This window comes from Martinezella tropici (assembly GCF_003287875.1).
GTDB classification, from domain to species: Bacteria; Pseudomonadota; Alphaproteobacteria; order Rhizobiales; family Rhizobiaceae; genus Rhizobium; species Rhizobium tropici_C.
In genome coordinates this window covers 193837-213853 of sequence record NZ_QMKK01000048.1, presented here as the reverse complement: position 1 = coordinate 213853, position 20017 = coordinate 193837, and the positions used below count along the sequence as shown (strand labels likewise).

Below are 20017 nucleotides of genomic sequence, written 5' to 3'. Positions count from 1 at the left end.
TCGCGTTTTTCCAGCGACTTGCCCAAAGTCCGCGCGACGCAAGTTCTGCTAGAAGGAGCGACGATGCGGGGTTCGGTAAAACGATAGCACCGTATCGTCTTCGTTTTCGAGCGGATTTTCCGTATTCGCGGTTTCCGACAAAAAAGCGTCGATCGCCTCAAACACCGGAGCGGCGGCGACAATACGGCGATGCCCAAAGCCGTTGGCCCATAACAGACGCACATGCGGCCCTTGTGCAGCATAGGCGCGTGCATGTTCGGCACTCACCTCCTTGTCGTCCTCGGCGTGAATGACGAGGACCGGCCGGCCTGGATCGAGCATGCCGCGCTTCTGGTCGTAGGAGGCAAGCGTCCTGCCCGTCACACGGCGAACTTCGTCCTCCAAGGCAGCTTGTGCCGCAGGCCCGAGCCTCATCAGGCGTCCGAAATCCTTGAATAGCCATCCCATGGCGCTCGGCGCGCCGATCAAGACCAATTTGCCGGGATCAACCGCGTCGACATCAGGCAGAAAGCCCGCGCAGGCCAGCGCTAGCGATGCGCCGCCGAAGGAGTGCCCAATGGCGGCGTCGAAGCCGCCGAAGCGGGCAAACGCTGCGGCAATGGCGGAAACGGCCAAACGCACGTTCAGGAACCGCCCGCCCGAGCGGCCGTGGCCTGGAAGATCGAGCGAGACGACTTCCGCTCCGCTTTCCGCAAGAAATACCGTCAGTTCAGACATATATTCGCTGCTGGAGCCCCAACCATGAACCACGAGATAGCGCTTTCGCGGGCCTTTCGCTCCGCCGTTGAAGCGATAGGCCATTGCGCGGCCACCTGGGAACGGCAGCATCACCTGCTCCGCCGTCAGAAGGCGTTCCCGGCCCTCCATATGGGTTGCCCTGGCCTTGGCGCCGCGCGGACGGCGCGAGGGCGTCAGGCAGAAAAGCCGGAACGCGGCTTTGCCGGCAAGGTGCGGCGATAGCCTTCCGAGGCCGGACAGACCCGACCGGGTGACCTTGAGCGCAAAGGATGGCATAGTGGGAATCCGATAATGTTCAACTATGAACAATAAAGTACAGCGATGAACAAAAATCAACCCCTTCCCTGGGACCATCCGCGTTTTCGAAGCTGGGTCGCCGTGGCGCGCGCCTGCCAATTGATGCAGCAATCGCTCACACGAGCCCTGGCCCATCTCGACATCAAGCCGCCGCATCTGGACATCCTCGTCAACCTGTTTCGTTTCGAAGGGATTTCGCAGCAGGAACTTGCCCGCAAGCTGCTGGTCGGCCGCTCCAATATGAGCATGCTTCTGCCGCAGATGGAAAATCGCGGGCTGATCGAACGCCGGGGCGACAAGCACGACAAGCGCGTGCTGCGCCTCTATCTGACCGAGGAGGGGCGGCGCATCACGGAAGAAGCGATGACCATACAGACCGCCCTCATCGATCGGACGCTCTCAGACGCGCCGATCGAACAATTCGAGGCAATTGCGGTGCATATGGAGAGGATAATCGGCCTCCTGATGCAGGAGGAACGGCAACCGCTGGAGCTCGCCGGCGATCAATGATCGCCGGCCGATCGTGCCGAGGGCACAACCCGGTTCAGAGACGCAAATTCCCATATCGCCACGACGATAAGCACGGCCGTGGCGAGAATGCCAAGCTGGTAGACCACGACCATCGGCAGGGTGAAAAGCAGCAGCACCAATCCGACGATACCCGCTATATGCGACAGTGGCGGCCGGCCTGTGGTCGCCCCCTTGAACCATAGATTTCCGATCAGAAACACCGCCGGGCCGCCGAGGATGGCGGCCGCAACATGCATATCGGCCTGTTCATGCGGATGCGCGAACAGGAATTCGTCGCCGACGACGCTGAGGATGATGCCGCCAAGGATGAGAATATGCGCATAGGTAAAGGCCTCGCGCGCCAGCCTGCCCGGCGCATCGTCATGCTCGATACGGTGGGACGCCCGTTCATGCCCGAATTGGAAGTAGATCCACCATAGGGCAACGGTGCCGACGAAAGCAGTGATGAACACCGCCACGATCAGGGGCGTGACCGGCTGCTCGGCAAAGGTCTTGCCGGCCTGCAGCACCGCCTCACCGAGGCAGATGATGATGAACAGCGCGCAACGCTCCGCCAGATGCGCGCCAGATACGTCCCAATCCTCGGTCGTCGACTTGCCGAGACCGGGTACCCGAAATCCGAGCGCAGGCGCTGAATACTCGATAATGAGGGCAACCAGCCAAAATATGACCCGTGGTTCGCCTTCCAGCAGGGCGCCTGATATCCAGAAGATGCCGGACAGGACGAGCCAGCTGGTGATGCGCAGGAAATTGCGATGATTGGCCTGGCTGACATTCTTCAGAGCATAAGCGGTGAACAATGACCGGCCGACCTGCATGAAGACATAGGCGCCGGCAAAATAGATGGCCTTTTCGCCGAAAGCCTCGGGGATCGCAGCCGAGAGGATAAGCCCAGCAAACATCAGCGTGAACAGCATGATACGCACCGGCATCCGATCGGGATCCAGCCAGTTCGTCACCCATGCCGTGAAAACCCAGACCCACCAGACTGCGAAGATCAGCATGATCGCTTCCAGCGCGCCGAGCGGAGTGAAATGCTCCGCCAGCGAATGTGCAAGCTGCGAAATCGAGAAAACGAACACCAGATCGAAAAACAGCTCGACGAAGGAGACCTTGCTCTCGTTCTTGCTGCCCTTGGCGCGAAGCCAATTTTCCCTACCCCCAAGGATCATGCCTACGCCCCCTCTCCGGTCTATGAGGCCAATATCAATGCGGTCTTCCCGCCGCATCGCGGCTGAGACCCTTTTCCTTCAATTCGGCCTCATAAGCCGCGAAAAGCTCATGTCCCTTCTCGCCGAGCTCGCGCAGATAGGTCCAGGTGAAGATGCCTGTGTCGTGCATATCGTCGAAGCCGATACGCACGGCATAGTTGCCCGTAGGCGTCATGGACATGATGCCCACATTGCGCTTGCCGGGCACGGTGACTTTCTGCCCCGGCCCATGCCCCTGCACCTCGGCGGAAGGCGACAGCACCCGCAGCATTTCCGCCGGAAGATCGAAGCTCGTGCCATCGTCGAATGTCACTTTGAGGTGATGCCGGTCCTTCGAGACCCGCAATTCGGTCGGCCAAACGTCGCTCATCGGTTTTTCCATGCCTTTCAGTATCTTTTCGAGAATTAGGCCGCCGCTCGTTCACGCGCAAGTGTAATCGAGAAGCATTTTCCTTGACGCAACAATCGCCTATGCCCACATTAGACGTCTAATGGAGGCATGAGTGAACAGCATCGTCGGCAGCATAGGCAACGCATCACCGCTTCAGGCGGACACAGTCCCCATGATCGACCCTTTCGGGCGCGCCGTCACCTATTTGCGCGTTTCGGTCACGGATCGCTGCGATTTCCGCTGCACCTATTGCATGGCCGAGAACATGACCTTCCTGCCCAAGAAGGATCTGCTGACGCTCGAAGAACTCGATCGGCTCTGTTCCGCCTTCATTTCCCGGGGCGTGCGCAAGATCAGGCTCACCGGCGGCGAGCCGCTGGTGCGCAAGAACATCATGTTCCTGGTGCGCGAACTCGGCAAGCACGTCCAAAACGGCGCGCTCGACGAACTGACCCTGACGACCAACGGATCGCAGCTCGCGCGCCACGCAGACGAACTCTACGACTGTGGTGTCCGGCGCATCAATGTTTCCCTCGATACGCTCGACCCTGACAAATTCCGAACCATCACGCGCTGGGGAGACTTCTCCAAGGTGATGGAGGGGATCGACGCGGCGCAAAGAGCCGGTCTGAAAATCAAGCTGAATGCCGTTGCGCTCAAGGATTTCAACGAAGAGGAAATTCTGGAACTGCTGCGGTTCGCTCATGGTCGCGGCATGGACCTGACCGTCATCGAGACCATGCCCATGGGCGAGATCGACGAGGATCGCACCGACCAGTATCTGCCGCTTTCACAGCTGCGCGCCGATCTGGAACGTCAGTTCACGCTAACCGATATTCCCTACAAGACGGGCGGCCCGGCCCGCTATGTCGACGTCACGGAGACCGGTGGCCGCCTCGGCTTCATCACACCGATGACCCATAATTTCTGTGAGAGCTGCAATCGCGTGCGGCTCACCTGCACGGGCACGCTTTACATGTGCCTCGGTCAGAACGACGCGGCCGACCTGCGCACGGCGCTGCGCGCAAGCGAGAGCGACGCGCTCCTCCATGCCGCGATCGACGAGGCGATTACCCGCAAGCCGAAAGGTCACGATTTCATCATCGACCGTACGCACAACCGACCGGCGGTCGCACGCCACATGAGCGTCACCGGCGGCTGAACGCTCCATTCCGTCCGATGATTTGATTGACCGCAGGAGGATGCACGCCTGCAGCCTAGCGCGATGCGAAACGCTTCCTCGCCTCATCGGTCGCAGGCATATACAGCGAAACTGCCGTTCCCTCAGGGTCGCGGAACTGGAAGGTCTTGTTGCCCCAGGGCATCATCTTCAGTTCGTGGACGAGAGAGACCTTGTCCTTCAGACGCTCATATTCCACATCGATGTCCTTCACCTGGAATTCGAGGCAGGCGGTGCGATTGGAACCGGGCTCGGCGCTACCCTCTTTCCAAAGCACGACAGTCTCGACGGAACCGATCGCCAAGGTTGCCGCCGGGGTCTCGATCTCGGCAAAGACCGGGGCAAGCCATTGGGCCTGGAACCCGGTTACCATCTCATAAAAGGCAACCATGGCCTTGATATCGCCTGCGATAAGGCGGGTGGAAGCCAACTTCATAACTGATCCTTTCGACTGACTGCAGAACCTTCGCGGTCACGCAGAGCCTCTTGTCGCACGCTCCTGCTGCCAGCATACTGTCAGCAGGAGTAAGTATGCCATGCGCCGTGCCGACCGACTGTTTCAGATCATCCAGATTTTGCGCCGATCGACCCGGCCTGTGACGGCGAGCGCGCTGGCGGCGGAACTGGAGGTCTCGAAGCGCACCGTCTATCGTGACGTGGCGGACCTCATTGGTCAGAGAGTCCCGATCGAGGGTGAGGCTGGCTTGGGCTACCTGCTTGCTGCCGGCTACGATATGCCGCCTTTGATGCTGGCGCCTGATGAGCTGGAGGCGGTGGTGTTGGGGGCGCAATGGGTCTCCGCCCATTCGGACAAGGCGCTCGCCAATGCGGCGCGCGATGTCGTAGCAAAGATCGCCGCCGTCGTCCCCGAGCGCCTCCGCCTTTTCGTCATCGAGCCGAGCGTGGGCGCAAAGCCGACAAGTGGCAAGCCTGAGGAACGTGTCGATGCATCCCTGCTCAGATCGGCAATCCGCAACGGCATGAAATTGCGGCTACGCTACAACTCGGAGGCAAGCGAGGAAACCGAACGGACGGTCTGGCCGGTAATCCTCGGTTATGCCGAAACGAGCAGCCTGCTGGTTGCCTGGTGCGAGCTGCGACAGGGCTTCCGCCATTTCCGCACCGACCGCATCGCCGCTGCTGAAATACTCGATGAACCCATCGGCTTGCGGTCGGGCGAATTGCGCCGCCGCTGGCAGCGCTGGCGCGAAGAACAGGTTCGTCTATCTCCACACCTGTCATGATCGATAAAAAACGCCGGCACGTTGGCCGGCGCTTTCAATAGATTATAGGTTTTTGCTAATATGTTGATTTAGGCAGCGCGATACCGTGTTTCGGCGTCGCTATAGCCTTGGTAATCCACTTCGCCCTCGCCGGTCCGGAAACGGTCGATCTTCTCTGACAGCATGTCAACGCGTTGGCGCAGGCCATGGATCTCGGCATTGTTCTCCTCGACCATGGCAGCATTCCGCTGCGTGATAAGCTCCACCTCGGACACCGCGCGGGTGACTTCCTCGATACCGGTCGATTGCTCGGTGGTCGCCGACGAAATATCGGCAACCAGCCTTTGGACGCCGGTAACGTGACTGATGATCTCCGACAGCGCGGCACCGGTCTGCTCGACCAGATGAACGCCGTTCTGGACCTGGGCGGAGCTTGCGGAAATCAGACCCTTGATCTCCTTCGCCGCATTGGCGCAGCGCTGCGCCAGCTCGCGCACTTCCTGCGCCACCACGGCAAAGCCGCGGCCCGCTTCACCGGCACGGGCAGCCTCGACTCCGGCATTCAGCGCCAGCAGATTGGTCTGGAAGGCGATCTCGTCAATGACGCCGATGATCGTGGCGATCTTCTCCGACGATCGATTGATCTCGCTCATGGCACCGACGGCCTTGGCGACCACTTCGCCGGATTGGGTCGCATAGGCTTGGGTTTCGTTGACGGAGGTCGCCGTCTGCCGCGCGCGCTCGGCCGTCGAGCGCACCACGTCGCTGAGACGATGCAGGGCGCGCGAGCTTTCCTCGAGAGCGGCCGCCTGCTGTTCGGTGCGCCGAGCCAGATCGTCGGCCGACATGGCGAGGTTGCCGGTGCCACCCTTGATTTCCTCGGCGGTGTAGCGCACGTCCGTCAGGGTCTCGCGCAACGCTTCGACCGCATGATTGTAGGTAAAGGCCATTTCCACGAAATCAGCGGAGAGATCTTCGCGCATACCCTCTTCCAGATTGCCGTCGGCAAGCTTGGCAAGGACATCCGCCAGCGCATTGAGTGCCTGCTTCTGCTCGGCCTCGATGCGGGCACGCTCAGCGGCGCGGCGGGACGATTCCTCGGCGGAAAGCGCGCGCGCGCTCTCCGCTTCTCGCTCAAGCCGGACATTCTCAAGCGCGGCATCGCGGAACACGCTGACGGAGCGCACCATGTCGCCGATCTCGTCGCCACGATTGCGTCCGTCGATCGCTACGTCCAGATCGCCGCTCGCAAGGCGCGTCATGATCTCGGTAATGCGCTTCAGCGGACCGCGCAGGGTTTCCACCAGCATCAGGCCGCCGACGATCGCAAGCAGCGTGCCGACGATCATGGCAATGACCGAGACATTGGCCGAGCGTTCGCTGTCTTCCTTGCCGAGTTCCTGTGCCTGGGCGACGAAGCCGCGCAACGAGGTCATGGCATCGGCGAGCAGACCGTTCGACTGAACGCGCGTCGTTTTCCAATCGGTTGCGGTCTGCAGCAAATCGGCCGATCCATTGGTGAGGCTGTCGATCAGCGGCTTCATGTGGGCGGAAAAATCGCGCATCGTGGCATTGGTCTGGCCAAGTTCCGAGATCCGGGCCGCAACGGCTTGCAGGTCCTTGAGGTCGGCAAGCACTGGTTCGCGCGAGGCGCCATCCCGGACGTTTTCCATGCGCGACGCATGAAGCGCCAGGCGATCGACGATGCCGAGCGCCTGGTCGACATGGTCCAGAAGTTCTTTCTGGCCGTCGATGATCTTGTCCAGGCTGACAAAGCGATCGGCTGCGGTGTCGCTGTTCTTTGCCGACTGCAGGGTCATGTCGCCTTCGATTTTCACGAAGCTCTGCAACACCGGTCCCATCGCCTCGACCTTCTGGTCCGGCGTGTCCGAACCCTTCAAGACGGCATCAAGCTTGTCGGCGGCATCGGAAGCGTTGGCGACGAGAGCGGCACCGCGCCTGGATACGAGAGCCTTTGAAACCTTTACCTGCTTCAGGATCGCATCGGCATAGGTGCGCGCATCCGAGATTTCTTCCGTGGAATCGGCAGCCATCTGCACCTGGATGCGCAGATTGCTCATCTTTTCCGACAGCCCCTTATAGGCGGCGGCATCGTAAAGCAGTTCCTTGGCGAAAGTTTCCTTGTCGCTGAAATCCTTGCGGATGATGTCGATCTGTTTGCCGGCAGCCTTGGCCGTCGCCTCGATGTTTTGCACCGCCTTCTGAATGGCGCTGACATCGCTGTCCTGCTTCTGCCTGATAGTCCAGAGCGTGGCCTGCTGCGTCCGCATCTTGGCGGCAAGCTCGCTGACTGGAACGATCTTGGCGCGCTGATCGTCGCTCAGCAATCCGCTCAGCCGATGGACGCCCTGTTCCTGGGCATCGATCTTCGCCGCGAGCGCCTGGCGCGTGTCCTCCGAAGGCGAAGCGGTGAACTCCTGCAAGGCAGCCTGCAGGTTTTCGAAGTCGCTGATATTTTCAATCGTCGCGCGCGTCACGGTCATATGGCCGTTGAGAATATTGGCCGTGTGATAGCCGACGAGACCGACACCGGCGATAAGGACCACCAGAGGCACCACGAAAATGAGGACTTTGGTGACAATCCGACGGCCTTGCAAAAGACGATCAATGAAAAACATGCGGCGCCTCAACTGGATTATAAAAATATCCGGCGAAGGCGGGATCGTCATTCCTGCTGCGCTGCGGTAAGTGCTTCTGCCTCATGCAAAACCGCAGCGAGCGTCGGAAAATAAGATTGAATAAGAATTAATTGCCCACCTAAAAGCCGTTGTATCGGCGAAAAATTTGCAACCGCTGTGTCATTCCGCGACCATGGGCCGAGGAAGCTGCATTCCCTGGGCAACAATTCTACCGCAACGCACAATCGATTTCGGCCGTCGCAGCCGGACAATCGATTCCAATTTGCGGAAAACGGCGCTAATCGAGAGTAGATATCGGGGACTCATCTTTCTCATGCGACTGACCAAGAATACCCAGGGCGCGCTCTTCATGGCGGCATCCATGGCTGCTTTCTGCTGTGGCGATGCGCTGTCCAAAACAGTTATCGCCGCGATGAATGCCGGCGAGATCATCTTCATCCGCGGCCTTTTCACCAGCTTTTTCGTCTATCTGCTGGCTCGCCGGATGGGCTCGCTGCGCTCCTGGAAGGTCATATTGCAGCCGATGATCGCGCTGCGCATCGCCTGCGAGGCAATCGCCGCCGCGACCTATATCACCGCTCTCGGGATGATGCCCATCGCCAATGCCGCCGCCATCCAGCAGGCCGTGCCGCTGGCGGTCACGCTTGGCGCGATGATCTTTCTCAAGGAACCCGTGGGATGGAGGCGATGGACGGCGATAGGGATCGGCTTCACGGGCGTGCTGATCATCATCCGGCCCGGTCCGGACGGTTTCACCACGGCTGCGTTGCTTGTCATCGCCTGCATGTTTGCGACCGCCGCCCGCGATCTGGCGACGCGCTGCATCGACAAGGAAGTGCCGTCGCTGATGATCACCCTCTGCACCGCAATTTCCATATCCGTCTTCGGCGCCTTGTGCATCGTTCCGTTCGGCGGGTGGCAGCCGGTGAGCACAACGTCGCTGATGCAGATCCTGTTGGCCTCCGTTCTCGTGCTGATCGGCTATCAGGCGGTGATCCTCGCGATGCGCACAGGCGAAATCTCCTTCGTTGCACCGTTCCGCTATCTGAGCCTCATCTGGTCTGCCTTGCTCGGTTTGATTATCTTCGACGAAGTGCCGGACGGCTGGTCCATTTTCGGGGCGGCGATTGTCATCGCTTCTGGCATCTATACCTTCTATCGGGAAAGCAAACGGCGCGGTGTCGATCCGGTCGCGCAGGAATCAGAACCGCGTGTCCCGGCCTGAGGTCCCGAACATGTCCAGCTTCATCGCAAACGCAGAGGATATTCCGGTCGTCCTTCTTGCCGGGGGCCGGTCGAGCCGCATGGGTGCGAACAAAGCCTTCGCTCTGCTTGGTGGCGAAAGCCTGATCAGCCGCATCTCTTCGCGGATCGCTCAGCGCCAAAACAAGCCGATCGCCTTGAATGCGGACATCGATTGGCCCGACAGCATGGGGATGCGGCTAGTTCCGGATAAAATTGGTGGCAAACTCGGCCCTCTGGCCGGCGTGCTTGCCGCGATGCGGGATACGGCACGCAACTATCCAGGGGCTTCGCATGTCGCCACGATCCCGATAGACAGCCCTTTTTTCCCACACGACCTCGTCGCACGGCTCGCCCATGCCGTCGAACGTCCCGATGAGATTGCGATTGCCGCATCCCTCGGGCAGGACCATCCGGTTTTCGGCCTCTGGCCGGTTTCTGCTGCAACGAATCTGGAGACCTGGATCGTTTCGGACGACAAACGGCGCGTCAGGGATTTTCTCGCGCGCCACAAGGTCCAGCGGGTGAAATTTCCCGCGATCGAAACGCGGATCGGTCCGCTCGACCCTTTCTTTAACATCAATACGCCCGCGGAACTGCTCGAAGCGGAGACATGGCTGGCAGCATTGGAAGGCACATCATGACCAAACCCCGACCGAAGATTTTCGGCATTGCCGGCTGGAAGAACTCTGGCAAGACCGGCCTTGCCGTGCGTCTGGTGACGGAATTCACCCGGCGAGGCTATCGGATTTCGACGATCAAACATGCGCATCATGATTTCGATATCGACAAGGTCGGCGCCGACAGTTTTCGCCACCGCGAAGCGGGCGCGCACGAAGTCACCATCGTTTCCGGTACGCGCTATGCCATCATGCATGAATTGCGCGGCGACCCCGAGCCGAGTTTTGAAGAAATACTGGCGCGCCTCGCCCCTTGTGATCTCGTGTTGATCGAGGGGTACAAGCGAGAGCCCATCCCGAAGATCGAAGCCCGCCGCCTGGAAGCTGCCAAGCGCGAACCGCTTGCCCCGCAGGATCCCCATATCGTCGCCATCGCCGCCGATCATTCGGTGGAAGACGCCGGCTTGCTCTCCGTTTTCGATCTCGACGATACTCTCGCGATCGCCGATTTCATCGCCGCCGCCGTCGGCCTCGGCAAACCGGCAAAATAAAGGGCCGCCGGTTTCCCAGCGGCCCCTCGGCAAAATGTAGGCTAATGCTTACCGATTGGAGGCAACCGGGCGTACCAGCGGCGTGATGCGGCGGATGGTGACGCGGCGGTTCTCCTGCGACGGTCCAAGCGTATTCACCTTGAGATATTGCTCGCCATACCCTTGGGTGACCAGGTTCGCGGCCGGAATGCCATAGACATCCGTCAGAACATTGGCGACCGATTCCGCGCGACGGTCGGAGAGGATCAGGTTGCTCTCCGCCGAACCTACGGCATCCGTATGGCCCTCGATCAGGAAGGTTTCGGTCGGATCGCGCTTGACGATCTTCGATATGCCGTCGGCCACACCGCGCAGCGTGCTCGCCTGGCTCATCGGAATATCGGAACTGCCCGTCGCGAAGGTGATCGTATCGAGGTCGATGCGGCGGATCTTGTCGCGGATACGGGCCGAATAACGGACCTCGTTGACCGAGTAGATTCGCTCGACCGGCTCGACCGGCGGTTCGCGCAGGAAGTCGTAATAGTCCGCATCGCGGTTCGACGCCGTATCGATGATGTACTGACTCAAGGGGATGAGCAGGCGCATCGGCGGCAGATCGTCGCCCGGATCACGGAAATAATCGTCATTGTCGGGACGATCTTCCAGTTCCGGCGAGTAGAACAGCACATATTCGCGACCGCTAGCATCGATGCGTGAACGCTGGATGATATCGCCATAGCGATTGCGGATCGTCACGACGCGATCGCCGTCAGGCTGATCGATCGTTTCGCGATAGCGGTCCCGCTGCAACTGTTCATAGATCGGCCGTTCGCCGCCACGAACGAAACGCTCGGTATCGTCATGCCGGACGACATAGGTGTTGTCGACATTCACCACCGTGCGATTGTCTTGATTGATGATGGTCTGGACCGTCGTTCCCTGCGGCGGGGCAAAATCCGGCCGGCGATCGATCCGACGGCCCTGTTCGCTGGTGACGGCCTCCATCTTGATCGGCGGCTGCGGCTGACCGCCTGCCGCTGCGCGTTGCGCCTCGGCGTCGGAGGTCGGCGGCTTGGTATAAGCCGGTGGCGGCTGCTGGGCCGGAGCACTCTGCGCCTGCCCGCTCTGCTGGCTCTGACCGGCCTGTACGCCGCCGCTCTGGGCACCGGGATTCTGGCCTCTGTTCAGATGCTCTCCCCGACGAACCGCGTCCTTCTGGCTATCCAGAACCGCACTGCCGTTTTCAACGGGCAGGATGACGGGCCCATTGGCGGAAGCCGGGTTTTCCGCAATCTTCTTGCGGCGCTCCAGCTCCTGTGGCGAGACCTGCTCGGCCGGTGGCAGCTGGATTTCGCCGGCCTGCTGGCTGTTGCCATTGGCAGGTGCGGTTGCTGCATTGCCTTGAGCCGGCACCTCGGCGCCGTTCGTCGGCTGCTGCTTACCGGGCTGCGGCGCTGCCTGGTTACCGGTCTGTGCTGGCTGTCCCTGCGGCTCGCCCTTCTGGGCCGGCTGTTGCGGGTTGGCGCCAGGCTGTTCACCCTGCTGCTGGTTTTGCGGCTGCTTGCCGTGGGTCTTGTCGCCACCCTGCTTCTGCCCCTGCTGGGTGCCTGGCGTGACCACCGTTCCGGGCTGTGTTTCAGGCTGGACCTGCGTCCCGGGCTGCGCCTCTGTCCCCGATTGAGCCTTGTGACCTTGCGAGGGCTCGCTCGCGGGCGCCGGCTGCTGTTCGGTTGGCTGCTTCGCCGGATTTCCGGCCTGGCCCTGCTGCTTGGGATGAGCGTTTTGCTCCGGCTGCGCCTGCTTTCCAGGCTGGGCTTCCTGGCTCTGCGGCGGCTGCGCGGCGGGAGCTTCCTTCTGGACCGGCGCGGGCTGCTCCGTCGGCTCAGGCTTGGCTTTCGGCTGCACTTCCTCGGCAGGCTGCTGCTTGATCTTCGGCTGCGGAGCCTCGGCCGGCTGCTCTGCCGCGGGCTGCTTCGCCTTCGGCTTGGGCTGCTTGGTTTCCGGCTCTACTTCAGGAGCTGCAGCCTTCGGCTGCGGCTTGGCTTCGGGTTGAGCCTGAGGCTCCTCCGCCGGCTGCTGGCGCTGCTTCTTCGGCTCCGGCTGGGCCTCTGCAGCCGGCTGGCGCTGAGGCTTCGGCTGCTCCTGCTCGGCGGGCTGCTGACGCTCCGCCTTTGGCGGCTGAGCTTCCGGCTGCACCTTCGGCGCCTTCTGCTGCGGCTCGGCCTCCGGGGCGGCCTGCTTCATCTGATGCTGCTGCTGTCCACCGCCCTGCTCTGCCGGTTCGCCGCGACGTTTTTGGCCCTGCGGCTCACCTTCACCACCCTCGGCGGGCTTCTTGCGCTTGAGCTGCGGCTCTTCTTCTGGCTGGGCGGACGGAGCCTCCTGCTGCGCAACTTCGAAACTGGCGTTGGGGGCAGCCGCGATACCGGTGTTTAACGGCGCGATGGGCTGTTCGCGAAACGCCGCCGCCGCTGCCGGCTCGAATGCGAGCGATAACGAGAGCAGCGGAAACGCGGCGCTGGCAAATAGTCTGGATCGCTTTCCCATATGGGGTCTCCTCTTATGTTCTTTGTCCGCCGAATTGCGAATCTCAGCAGGCATGCCGATGCCTCAAGATCCCGGCCGATTTTCGGTTCTGATGAGGCTGAATCGCGGCAGGCGGCTATATGTTCCCGAACTATTAGGTGGCCGTAATTAACCCTGGCTGAATGCGCCGGACGGCTTACGTTCAGAATTCTCGCCAGGGCATGATGCCGAAAAGTCGGAACGGTCTTCAGACGACATCATGCGCTAGCCATTTGTTTCTACCGCGGATTCAGATTTAGGTCGTTTCGACATAAAACCGTCCGGCGCCAGCGCATTCGTATTGCCGCGCGATCGGGCTGCAATCATCACCCTCGTAATTCCAGTTGCATTTTTCGGAAAAAAAGTACGAATATCGCCGCAAGGCGGGCCACCGGCCCGCTCCACTTGAGCCGTCTGCCAAAAACAATAATGGGCTGCCGGCCGCCAACAGAGAGGGTCAATATGCGCATCTCCACTCGTCTTTTTGCCGCTGCGTCTTTCGCCGTGATGTCGCTTGTCGCCGGTGCGGCGCTTGCCGACGGCGACACGATCGTCTTCGGCACGGACGCGACCTACCCGCCTTTCGAATCGCTTGACGCCGGCGGCAAGTTCACCGGCTTCGATATCGATATAACCAATGCGCTTTGCGATCACATGAAGGTCAAGTGCACCTTCGTGAACCAGGATTTCGACGGCATCATCCCCGCCCTGCAGGCCAAGAAGTTCGACGCGATCATCTCGTCCATGTCGATCACGCCCGAGCGCGAGAAGATCGTCGATTTCACCAACAAGATTTACAACACGCCGCCGGCAATCGCCATTCCGAAGGACTCCACTCTCAAGGAAGCGACCGACGAAGCCCTGAAGGGCAAGACCATCGGCGCACAGTCCTCCACGACGCATGCCAACTACGCGTCCGCCCACCTGAAGGACGCCGAGCTCAAGCTCTATCCGTCGGCTGACGAATACAAGCTCGACCTCAGCAATGGCCGCATCGATGCCGCCATCGACGACGTCGTCGTGCTGTCCGAATGGGTGAAGTCCGATGCAGGCAACTGCTGCAAGATGCTCGGCACGCTGAAAAGCGACCCGGTCATCAACGGTGTCGGTGCGGGTATCGCTATCCGCAAGGGCGATACGGCCCTCAAGGACAAGCTGAACGCCGCGATCGCTGCGATCCGTGCTGACGGCACCTACAAGAAGATCCAGGACAAGTATTTCGATTTCGACGTCTACGGCGACTGATCGCCCGTCGATTCCCTGGGAAAAGACGACGGCGGAAGCTTGCCCTTCCGCCGTTTTTGTTTGACAACGAGAAGAATATAAGCAGAAACGCGGCAAAAGTCGCTAGGGGAAATATGGCATGAGCGGATTGTTTTCCGCCCTTGGTTCCTTGTGGACCTGGTTGAGTACGATTTTTGACCCGTTGTGTGGTCCAGCCGGACTGTTCACTCTGTTCGGCCAAAATACGATGCTCGCCTGTGGTGACACGGGATGGGGCGACGAGCTTGCCGGCGGGTTGAAGATTACCATCACCGTCTCGGTCCTGACGCTGCCGCTCGGCATCGTCATCGGCTTCTTCGTCGCGCTCGCGCAGCAATCGGAAGAGAAATCGCTGAGGCTCGCCGCCGGTGTCTTCACGACGATTTTCCGTGGCCTGCCGGAGCTGCTGACGCTCTTCATCATCTACTATGGCATGCAGATCCTCTTGCAGTCCGTGCTCGCGAAATTCGGTTATGACGGACCCGTTGAGATCAACGCCTTCGCGGCCGGCATGGTGGCGTTGGCAATCGTCTTTTCCGCCTATTGCTCGGAAGTCCTCCTCTCTGCCTTCAAAGCCATTCCCAAAGGTCAGTATGAGGCAGGTGATGCACTTGGATTTCATCGGGCGCGAACCATGCGGCTGATCATCGTGCCGCAGCTCGTCCGCATTTCCCTGCCGAATCTCGGAAACCTCTGGATGAACCTGCTGAAGGATACGTCTTACGTGTCCATCATCGGCCTTGCCGACATCATCAGGCAGACGGGGATCGCCGTCCGCGCCACCAAGGCGCCCTTCACCTTCTATTCCATCGCCTGCCTGTTTTATCTTACATTGGCCGTCATCTCTTCCGTCGGCCTCTTCTATCTCGATCGATGGGCTAAACGTGCGGAGGTCCATCGATGAGCCATGCCGAAGTTCTGATCGCCGCGCAACCGGCACCGCCGAAGACGGTCACGAAGCTGTCCAAGGCCCGTATCGCCGGTTATTTCTTTCTGACCCTATGGGCCATTCTCGGTATTTCGCTGCTGGCAATGATTATAAACGGGTGGGATGTCGATAAGCTCGAAACCTATGGGCCGCGGCTGCTTCACGGTCTCTGGATCACGGTCAAGTTGGTCGCCACATCCTTTATCCTGGGTGCGATTCTCTCGATACCGCTGGCCTTTGCCCGTATGTCGAGCAACAAGATCCTGAGCACGCTGACCTATTGCTATGTCTATCTGTTCCGCGGCACGCCGCTGCTGGCACAGATTTTCATGGTCTATTACGGTTTCCCGAGCTTTCGCTGGTTCTTCGAGGATATCGGCCTCTGGTGGTTCTTCAAGGACCCCTTCTACTGCGGCGTCTTCGCCATGACGCTGAACACGGCGGCCTATCAGACGGAAATCGTCCGCGGCGCCATTCAGAGCGTACCGAAGGGCCAGCGGGAAGCGGCCAGCGCCCTTGGTATCCATACCTGGATCGCTTTCCGCAAGATCATCATTCCCCAGGCGCTCATCGTGGCGCTGCGTCCCTACGGCAACGAGATCATCTTGCTGATCAAGAGTTCGGCAACCGTCTCCATTATTACGGTCTTCGACCTGATGGGCGAAACACGCTACGCCTTCTCGCGAACCTACGATTATCAGATCTATCTCTGGGCTGCGATCTTCTATCTCGTGATCGTCGAACTCATGCGAAACGGCTGGGCGCGGATGGAAGGCGGGCTGACGCGGCACCTCAAGCGCTGATCCCGTCAAGGCTGCACCTAGCCGCAGCCTTGGCAGCACTCCCATGCAGTCGCTGCTAATGCATTGATTTCTGTGAATAAATTTCCATCATGACATTTTTGTAAAGCTTGAGTTTACCATCTGTTGTTTCCATATTTGAGTGACCATGAGTCACGAACAAGAATGGGAACGGAAAGAGAAAGCTCATGCATAACGACATGCAAAAGCAGTTGCAGGGTTATGGGTTGACGACGGCGCAGATCTTCTACCGCCTGCCCGATCATCCGCAATTCCTGCAGACCTATATTTGGCAGGATTATGATCTCGCCCCGAACTTCCCGGAAATGCGCGGCTTCCTGAAATTCTGGCAGGAAACGCTGGATGGGCCGTTGCACTCCGTGCGCTATGTCCATCGCAAGCTGATTTCGGCAACCGAATGGCGTGCGATGAAAGGAGAATTCATCCTGCACTAAGGCAGCCGGATCGCGTGGGCGGCCTCGCGATCGACCGTACTGCCATCAGACATGCGCCTCGCCATGGATGAAATCTCCGTCATGCGAGCCGCGATGGAGCGTGCCGTAAAGGACGAAGGCATAAAAGACCGCGACGAGGATGAGGACGATCCAGCCAGGGATCGGTCCGAGCGCCGCATTGTCGGTGATATAGCTCCATGAATGCGGCTGCTCCTGCGCCAGGCCCTCCGTCTGTAGCCTGGGCGTCGAAATCTTCAGGATCCACGCCAGGAGCAGGATCGCATACATCCAGCAGTAATTGCGCTGCAAGCGCCGCTGCGCTGCCTCGACATAGCTGAGCAGCAGCCGCGGCGAACGCAGGCTGGCGGCGACCGACAGCGCCCAATCGGGATTGAGCTCCGTTTGTGGCGCCAGAATTTGCGCGAAGTAGTGCCGCTCCAATTGCCGCACACGCGAGCGATAGACATCGAAGAACCGATATCGCCGCGCCTCGATCAGCAACAGCAGCGTGATCAGCATCATTCCGAACAGCAAAACGCCATGATGCGACGTCGGCGTCGAAAGCGATACGGACAGTAATGCCGCAACCACCGTGATCGCCCAATTCGATGTCCGGTCGATGCGATCGCGCCAGCTTGTCATCCTCCCCAATTCACCCCGGTAATAGTGGGTCACCGTGTTGGTGACTTCGGCCGATGTCGACGGCATGGAGGGACAGCCGCGTCCCGCCGGGCTGCTCGTCGGGTTTGGTGTGGTGAGTTCATTATCCATGATTTTCCTCCCTTGTTCTTCTGTTCGGATAGCGTCCCCCCAAGTCGCCTTCGCCGAAGGTCATATTCTGCGCCTGCGCGGCAAGCATTGCAAAAGCCGATCAAGCGCCTTAATGCCTGCCTGACAAAAGGAAGGGCCGGCAATCATGGCAAAGAAGAAGATCGACGAAGATGCGCTGGCGGAAGCCTATAACCAGGCCTTGGCGCTGGAAAAGGCGGGCGATATCGACGCTGCCGTAAAGGCCTATGAGAAAGTGCTGGCGCTCGACCCGGAAGATCACGGCGGCGCGGCGGTGCGCATTGCATCCATGGGGCGCGGCGAGACGCCGGTGAAGGCCCCGGACGCCTATGTCGAGACCCTATTCGACCAGCATGCGGAAGTCTTCGAAGACGTGCTGGTGGAACAGCTCGGCTATCACGTGCCGGTCCTCGTTCGCCAGCGCCTGCAGGCGCTCGGCCTGGGCCCCTTCAAGCGCATGCTCGACCTTGGCTGCGGCACGGGTCTTACGGGCGGCACGCTGCGCGATATCGTCGAGGATATTACCGGCATCGACATTTCCGAGAACATGGTCGAAGTCGCCCATGAAAAGGATATCTACGAAACGCTCTTCGTCGCCGAGGTCGAGGATTTCCTTGATGATAATGATGAAGACGCCTTCGATCTGATCACGGCAACGGATGTACTGCCCTATCTCGGCGCACTGGAGCCTCTCTTCTTCGGTGCCGCGGAAAACATGACGCCAGGCGGTCTCTTCATCTTCTCCTCCGAGACCCTGGCGGAAGCGACCATGGCCGGACGCCCCTATATGGTCGGCCCACACCAGCGTTTCGCCCATTCCGAAGCCTATGTGCGCGAACGGTTGGCCGCGACCGGCTTCGAACTCGTCGAAATCACCGATATCAATGTCCGCATGGAAGACGGGCAGCCGACACCGGGCCATCTGGTTATCGCACGCCTGATTGCCGATTGAGGCGAGCGACGCAGAATAGTTATCCATTTGGGTAACTATTCTGTTGCTTCGCGCCCGCTGAGCTGATACTTATCCATTTAGATAAGTATCGGCTTTGATCTCGGAAGGCTCGTTGCATGTCCCTTATTCTCTACCAGCATCCCCTCGCCTCATTCTGCCACAAGGTGCTGATGGCGCTCTATGAAAACGGAACGCCCTTCGAAAGCCGCATCATCGATCTAGGCAATGAGGAATCCCGCGCCTCACTGGTGCGTCTCTGGCCGCTCGCAAAATTTCCGGTGCTTCGCGACGAAGCCCTCGACAGCACAGTACCCGAAACCAGCATCATCATCGAATATCTGGATCGGCATTATCCTGGGCCAACCCCGCTCCTGCCGGCGGATCCGTCGGATGCCTTGTGCGTCCGGCTTTGGGATCGTTTCTTCGATCTCTATGTTCAGGACCCGATGCAGAGGATCGTCGCGGACGTGCGCCGCACTGAGAAGGACCGGAGCCCGCAGGGCGTGTCCGAAGCCCAGGCACTGCTACGCACTGCCTACGGAATGATCGAGAAGCAGCTCGATGGGAAGATCTGGATCAGCGGCGACAGCCTCACCATGGCCGATTGCGCCGCTGCCCCGGCTTTGTTCTACGCCGAAACCGTCGTTCCCTTCGCCGAAGAGCATAGCCGGCTGAAGGCGTATTATCGACGTCTCCTCGAGCGACCGTCCTTCGCCCGCGTCCTCCAGGAAGCCATGCCCTACTTCCATTTCTATCCCTACAGCGAGAAATTGCCGGTACAATTCCGGCCGGAAAAGCCGAATGCTTGAGGAACCGCAGGCACTCGACCGCATGTTCCAGGCTCTTTCCGATCCAAGCCGGCGCGGCATGATCGACCGGCTCGGACATGGATCTGCATCCGTCACGGAACTGGCGCAACCTCTGGGCATGGCGCTGCCGACCGTGATGAAACATTTGCAGGTACTGGAAGCAAGCGGCCTGGTGCTATCGGAAAAAGCTGGCCGGGTGCGCACTTATCATCTTCGCAAGGAGGCGCTTGCCTCCATCGAACGATGGATTGCCGAACGCAAGGCATCCTGGAACAAGGCTTTCGATCGACTCGACATATTTCTCGCACACACATCGACGGAGACGACGGACGAATGAGCGAACGATCGACAGAGCATACGACCATCACCATAGAGCGCCACTTCAAGGCGCCGCTGTCGCGTGTCTTCAACGCCTGGGCAATACCGGAGCAGAAGAAACAATGGTTTGCCTGTCACGGCGAGTGGAAGCAGCTGGAATTCCAGCTCGATTTCCGCACCGGCGGCAGCGAAAGCAATCGGACCGCCTCGACGGATGGCGTCGTGCATGCCTATCAAGCGCGCTATATCGACGTCGTCCACAACGAGCGCTTCATCTATGCCTTCGACATGATGCTCGACGACGTCAGAATTTCCGTTTCGCTGGCAACGGTCAACTTTGCCCCGGAACCCGGCGGCACGAAGGTGACCTTTACCGAACAGGTCGTGTTCCTCGACGGTTACAGCGACAACGGCTCGCGGCTGATGGGCACGGAAATCGGCTTCGACAATCTCAGGCTTTATGTCGAGGGAGACGATAACAGGCCGAACTAGAGCAATTCCAGAAAAAGCGGAAA

The 20017-nt window shown here is 59.9% G+C and carries 21 protein-coding genes; 14 read left to right on the top strand and 7 right to left on the bottom strand.

All coding sequences use genetic code 11. The features are described 5' to 3' along the window. Positions 1-48: 48 nt before the first annotated feature. Positions 49-1014: an alpha/beta hydrolase gene (locus DQ393_RS23155; protein ID WP_112344048.1), complete on the bottom strand. Its 966-nt coding sequence runs from the start codon at positions 1012-1014 to the stop codon at positions 49-51. A gap of 45 nt (positions 1015-1059) precedes the next feature. Here DQ393_RS23155 and DQ393_RS23150 point away from each other — a divergent pair, with 45 nt between their 5' ends. Beyond that, positions 1060-1545 carry a MarR family winged helix-turn-helix transcriptional regulator gene (locus DQ393_RS23150; RefSeq protein ID WP_112344047.1) on the top strand — a complete coding sequence of 162 codons (486 nt, stop codon included), beginning with the start codon at positions 1060-1062 and terminating at the stop codon, positions 1543-1545. On the opposite strand, the gene DQ393_RS23145 is transcribed toward DQ393_RS23150, so the two are convergent. Then, positions 1539-2738: a low temperature requirement protein A gene (locus DQ393_RS23145; protein WP_112344046.1), complete on the bottom strand. Its 1200-nt coding sequence runs from the start codon at positions 2736-2738 to the stop codon at positions 1539-1541. The genes DQ393_RS23150 and DQ393_RS23145 overlap by 7 nt on opposite strands. Before the next feature lie 34 nt (positions 2739-2772). Beyond that, positions 2773-3147, bottom strand: a complete 375-nt coding sequence (locus tag DQ393_RS23140; protein WP_112344045.1) for a gamma-butyrobetaine hydroxylase-like domain-containing protein — start codon at positions 3145-3147, stop codon at positions 2773-2775. Between the two features lie 193 nt (positions 3148-3340). Here DQ393_RS23140 and moaA point away from each other — a divergent pair, with 193 nt between their 5' ends. Next, on the top strand, positions 3341-4330 hold the full coding sequence (moaA, locus tag DQ393_RS23135) for a GTP 3',8-cyclase MoaA (protein WP_432422023.1): 990 nt from the start codon (positions 3341-3343) through the stop codon (positions 4328-4330). 55 nt (positions 4331-4385) lie between these two features. Here moaA and DQ393_RS23130 read toward each other — a convergent pair whose 3' ends face one another. Further along, entirely contained in the window at positions 4386-4784 is a 399-nt protein-coding gene (locus DQ393_RS23130) for a VOC family protein (protein ID WP_112344043.1), read from the bottom strand. 100 nt (positions 4785-4884) lie between these two features. Here DQ393_RS23130 and DQ393_RS23125 point away from each other — a divergent pair, with 100 nt between their 5' ends. After that, a complete protein-coding gene (locus DQ393_RS23125; RefSeq protein WP_112344042.1) occupies positions 4885-5592 on the top strand; it encodes a helix-turn-helix transcriptional regulator in 708 nt (235 codons plus the stop codon). A 68-nt stretch (positions 5593-5660) separates the two neighbouring features. Here the strand turns inward: DQ393_RS23125 and DQ393_RS23120 are convergent, their stop codons facing one another. Then, a complete protein-coding gene (locus tag DQ393_RS23120) occupies positions 5661-8210 on the bottom strand; it encodes a methyl-accepting chemotaxis protein (protein ID WP_112344041.1) in 2550 nt (849 codons plus the stop codon). Between the two features lie 334 nt (positions 8211-8544). Between DQ393_RS23120 and DQ393_RS23115 the strand changes: the two genes are divergently transcribed. Genes DQ393_RS23115 through mobB form a run of 3 tightly spaced genes read left to right on the top strand, consistent with a single transcriptional unit; the run spans position 8545 to position 10644 of the window. Further along, positions 8545-9456 carry a DMT family transporter gene (locus tag DQ393_RS23115; RefSeq protein WP_112344040.1) on the top strand — a complete coding sequence of 304 codons (912 nt, stop codon included), beginning with the start codon at positions 8545-8547 and terminating at the stop codon, positions 9454-9456. Between the two features lie 10 nt (positions 9457-9466). After that, positions 9467-10117, top strand: coding sequence for a molybdenum cofactor guanylyltransferase MobA (mobA, locus tag DQ393_RS23110; RefSeq protein ID WP_112344039.1), 651 nt, complete (start codon positions 9467-9469; stop codon positions 10115-10117). Further along, positions 10114-10644 carry a molybdopterin-guanine dinucleotide biosynthesis protein B gene (gene mobB, locus DQ393_RS23105; protein WP_112344038.1) on the top strand — a complete coding sequence of 177 codons (531 nt, stop codon included), beginning with the start codon at positions 10114-10116 and terminating at the stop codon, positions 10642-10644. The genes mobA and mobB overlap by 4 nt, the downstream gene beginning before the upstream one ends. Before the next feature lie 48 nt (positions 10645-10692). On the opposite strand, the gene DQ393_RS23100 is transcribed toward mobB, so the two are convergent. Further along, positions 10693-13170, bottom strand: a complete 2478-nt coding sequence (locus DQ393_RS23100; protein WP_112344037.1) for an OmpA family protein — start codon at positions 13168-13170, stop codon at positions 10693-10695. A 480-nt stretch (positions 13171-13650) separates the two neighbouring features. Here DQ393_RS23100 and DQ393_RS23095 point away from each other — a divergent pair, with 480 nt between their 5' ends. The 4 genes from DQ393_RS23095 (at position 13651) to DQ393_RS23080 (ending at position 16634) form a co-directional block, all read left to right on the top strand. Then, a complete protein-coding gene (locus tag DQ393_RS23095) occupies positions 13651-14433 on the top strand; it encodes a lysine/arginine/ornithine ABC transporter substrate-binding protein (protein WP_112344036.1) in 783 nt (260 codons plus the stop codon). A 118-nt stretch (positions 14434-14551) separates the two neighbouring features. Next, complete coding sequence (locus DQ393_RS23090; protein WP_095435085.1) at positions 14552-15355, top strand: ABC transporter permease; 804 nt, start codon at positions 14552-14554, stop codon at positions 15353-15355. Continuing rightward, positions 15352-16182: an ABC transporter permease gene (locus tag DQ393_RS23085; protein ID WP_112344035.1), complete on the top strand. Its 831-nt coding sequence runs from the start codon at positions 15352-15354 to the stop codon at positions 16180-16182. Before DQ393_RS23090 ends, DQ393_RS23085 begins: the two co-directional genes overlap by 4 nt. Positions 16183-16367: 185 nt before the next feature. Then, positions 16368-16634, top strand: coding sequence for an usg protein (locus DQ393_RS23080; RefSeq protein ID WP_112344034.1), 267 nt, complete (start codon positions 16368-16370; stop codon positions 16632-16634). A gap of 45 nt (positions 16635-16679) precedes the next feature. Here DQ393_RS23080 and DQ393_RS23075 read toward each other — a convergent pair whose 3' ends face one another. Continuing rightward, complete coding sequence (locus tag DQ393_RS23075) at positions 16680-17405, bottom strand: DUF2270 domain-containing protein (protein WP_112344033.1); 726 nt, start codon at positions 17403-17405, stop codon at positions 16680-16682. 145 nt (positions 17406-17550) lie between these two features. Here DQ393_RS23075 and DQ393_RS23070 point away from each other — a divergent pair, with 145 nt between their 5' ends. From DQ393_RS23070 to DQ393_RS23055, 4 genes are all read left to right on the top strand, one after another. Continuing rightward, positions 17551-18375, top strand: coding sequence for a methyltransferase domain-containing protein (locus tag DQ393_RS23070; protein WP_112344032.1), 825 nt, complete (start codon positions 17551-17553; stop codon positions 18373-18375). Positions 18376-18491: 116 nt separating this feature from the next. Next, positions 18492-19184, top strand: a complete 693-nt coding sequence (locus DQ393_RS23065) for a glutathione S-transferase family protein (protein ID WP_112344031.1) — start codon at positions 18492-18494, stop codon at positions 19182-19184. Beyond that, on the top strand, positions 19177-19521 hold the full coding sequence (locus tag DQ393_RS23060) for an ArsR/SmtB family transcription factor (RefSeq protein WP_112344030.1): 345 nt from the start codon (positions 19177-19179) through the stop codon (positions 19519-19521). Before DQ393_RS23065 ends, DQ393_RS23060 begins: the two co-directional genes overlap by 8 nt. Then, positions 19518-19994: an SRPBCC family protein gene (locus DQ393_RS23055; RefSeq protein WP_112344029.1), complete on the top strand. Its 477-nt coding sequence runs from the start codon at positions 19518-19520 to the stop codon at positions 19992-19994. Before DQ393_RS23060 ends, DQ393_RS23055 begins: the two co-directional genes overlap by 4 nt. Positions 19995-20017 lie beyond the last annotated feature (23 nt).

Coding starts and splice junctions, on each gene's coding strand:
- DQ393_RS23155 (WP_112344048.1), bottom strand. CDS start 1,014: ATGCCATCCTTTGCGCTCAAGGTCACCCGGTCGGGTCTGTCCGGCCTC.
- DQ393_RS23150 (WP_112344047.1), top strand. CDS start 1,060: ATGAACAAAAATCAACCCCTTCCCTGGGACCATCCGCGTTTTCGAAGC.
- DQ393_RS23145 (WP_112344046.1), bottom strand. CDS start 2,738: ATGATCCTTGGGGGTAGGGAAAATTGGCTTCGCGCCAAGGGCAGCAAG.
- DQ393_RS23140 (WP_112344045.1), bottom strand. CDS start 3,147: ATGAGCGACGTTTGGCCGACCGAATTGCGGGTCTCGAAGGACCGGCAT.
- moaA (WP_432422023.1), top strand. CDS start 3,341: ATGATCGACCCTTTCGGGCGCGCCGTCACCTATTTGCGCGTTTCGGTC.
- DQ393_RS23130 (WP_112344043.1), bottom strand. CDS start 4,784: ATGAAGTTGGCTTCCACCCGCCTTATCGCAGGCGATATCAAGGCCATG.
- DQ393_RS23125 (WP_112344042.1), top strand. CDS start 4,885: ATGCGCCGTGCCGACCGACTGTTTCAGATCATCCAGATTTTGCGCCGA.
- DQ393_RS23120 (WP_112344041.1), bottom strand. CDS start 8,210: ATGTTTTTCATTGATCGTCTTTTGCAAGGCCGTCGGATTGTCACCAAA.
- DQ393_RS23115 (WP_112344040.1), top strand. CDS start 8,545: ATGCGACTGACCAAGAATACCCAGGGCGCGCTCTTCATGGCGGCATCC.
- mobA (WP_112344039.1), top strand. CDS start 9,467: ATGTCCAGCTTCATCGCAAACGCAGAGGATATTCCGGTCGTCCTTCTT.
- mobB (WP_112344038.1), top strand. CDS start 10,114: ATGACCAAACCCCGACCGAAGATTTTCGGCATTGCCGGCTGGAAGAAC.
- DQ393_RS23100 (WP_112344037.1), bottom strand. CDS start 13,170: ATGGGAAAGCGATCCAGACTATTTGCCAGCGCCGCGTTTCCGCTGCTC.
- DQ393_RS23095 (WP_112344036.1), top strand. CDS start 13,651: ATGCGCATCTCCACTCGTCTTTTTGCCGCTGCGTCTTTCGCCGTGATG.
- DQ393_RS23090 (WP_095435085.1), top strand. CDS start 14,552: ATGAGCGGATTGTTTTCCGCCCTTGGTTCCTTGTGGACCTGGTTGAGT.
- DQ393_RS23085 (WP_112344035.1), top strand. CDS start 15,352: ATGAGCCATGCCGAAGTTCTGATCGCCGCGCAACCGGCACCGCCGAAG.
- DQ393_RS23080 (WP_112344034.1), top strand. CDS start 16,368: ATGCATAACGACATGCAAAAGCAGTTGCAGGGTTATGGGTTGACGACG.
- DQ393_RS23075 (WP_112344033.1), bottom strand. CDS start 17,405: ATGGATAATGAACTCACCACACCAAACCCGACGAGCAGCCCGGCGGGA.
- DQ393_RS23070 (WP_112344032.1), top strand. CDS start 17,551: ATGGCAAAGAAGAAGATCGACGAAGATGCGCTGGCGGAAGCCTATAAC.
- DQ393_RS23065 (WP_112344031.1), top strand. CDS start 18,492: ATGTCCCTTATTCTCTACCAGCATCCCCTCGCCTCATTCTGCCACAAG.
- DQ393_RS23060 (WP_112344030.1), top strand. CDS start 19,177: ATGCTTGAGGAACCGCAGGCACTCGACCGCATGTTCCAGGCTCTTTCC.
- DQ393_RS23055 (WP_112344029.1), top strand. CDS start 19,518: ATGAGCGAACGATCGACAGAGCATACGACCATCACCATAGAGCGCCAC.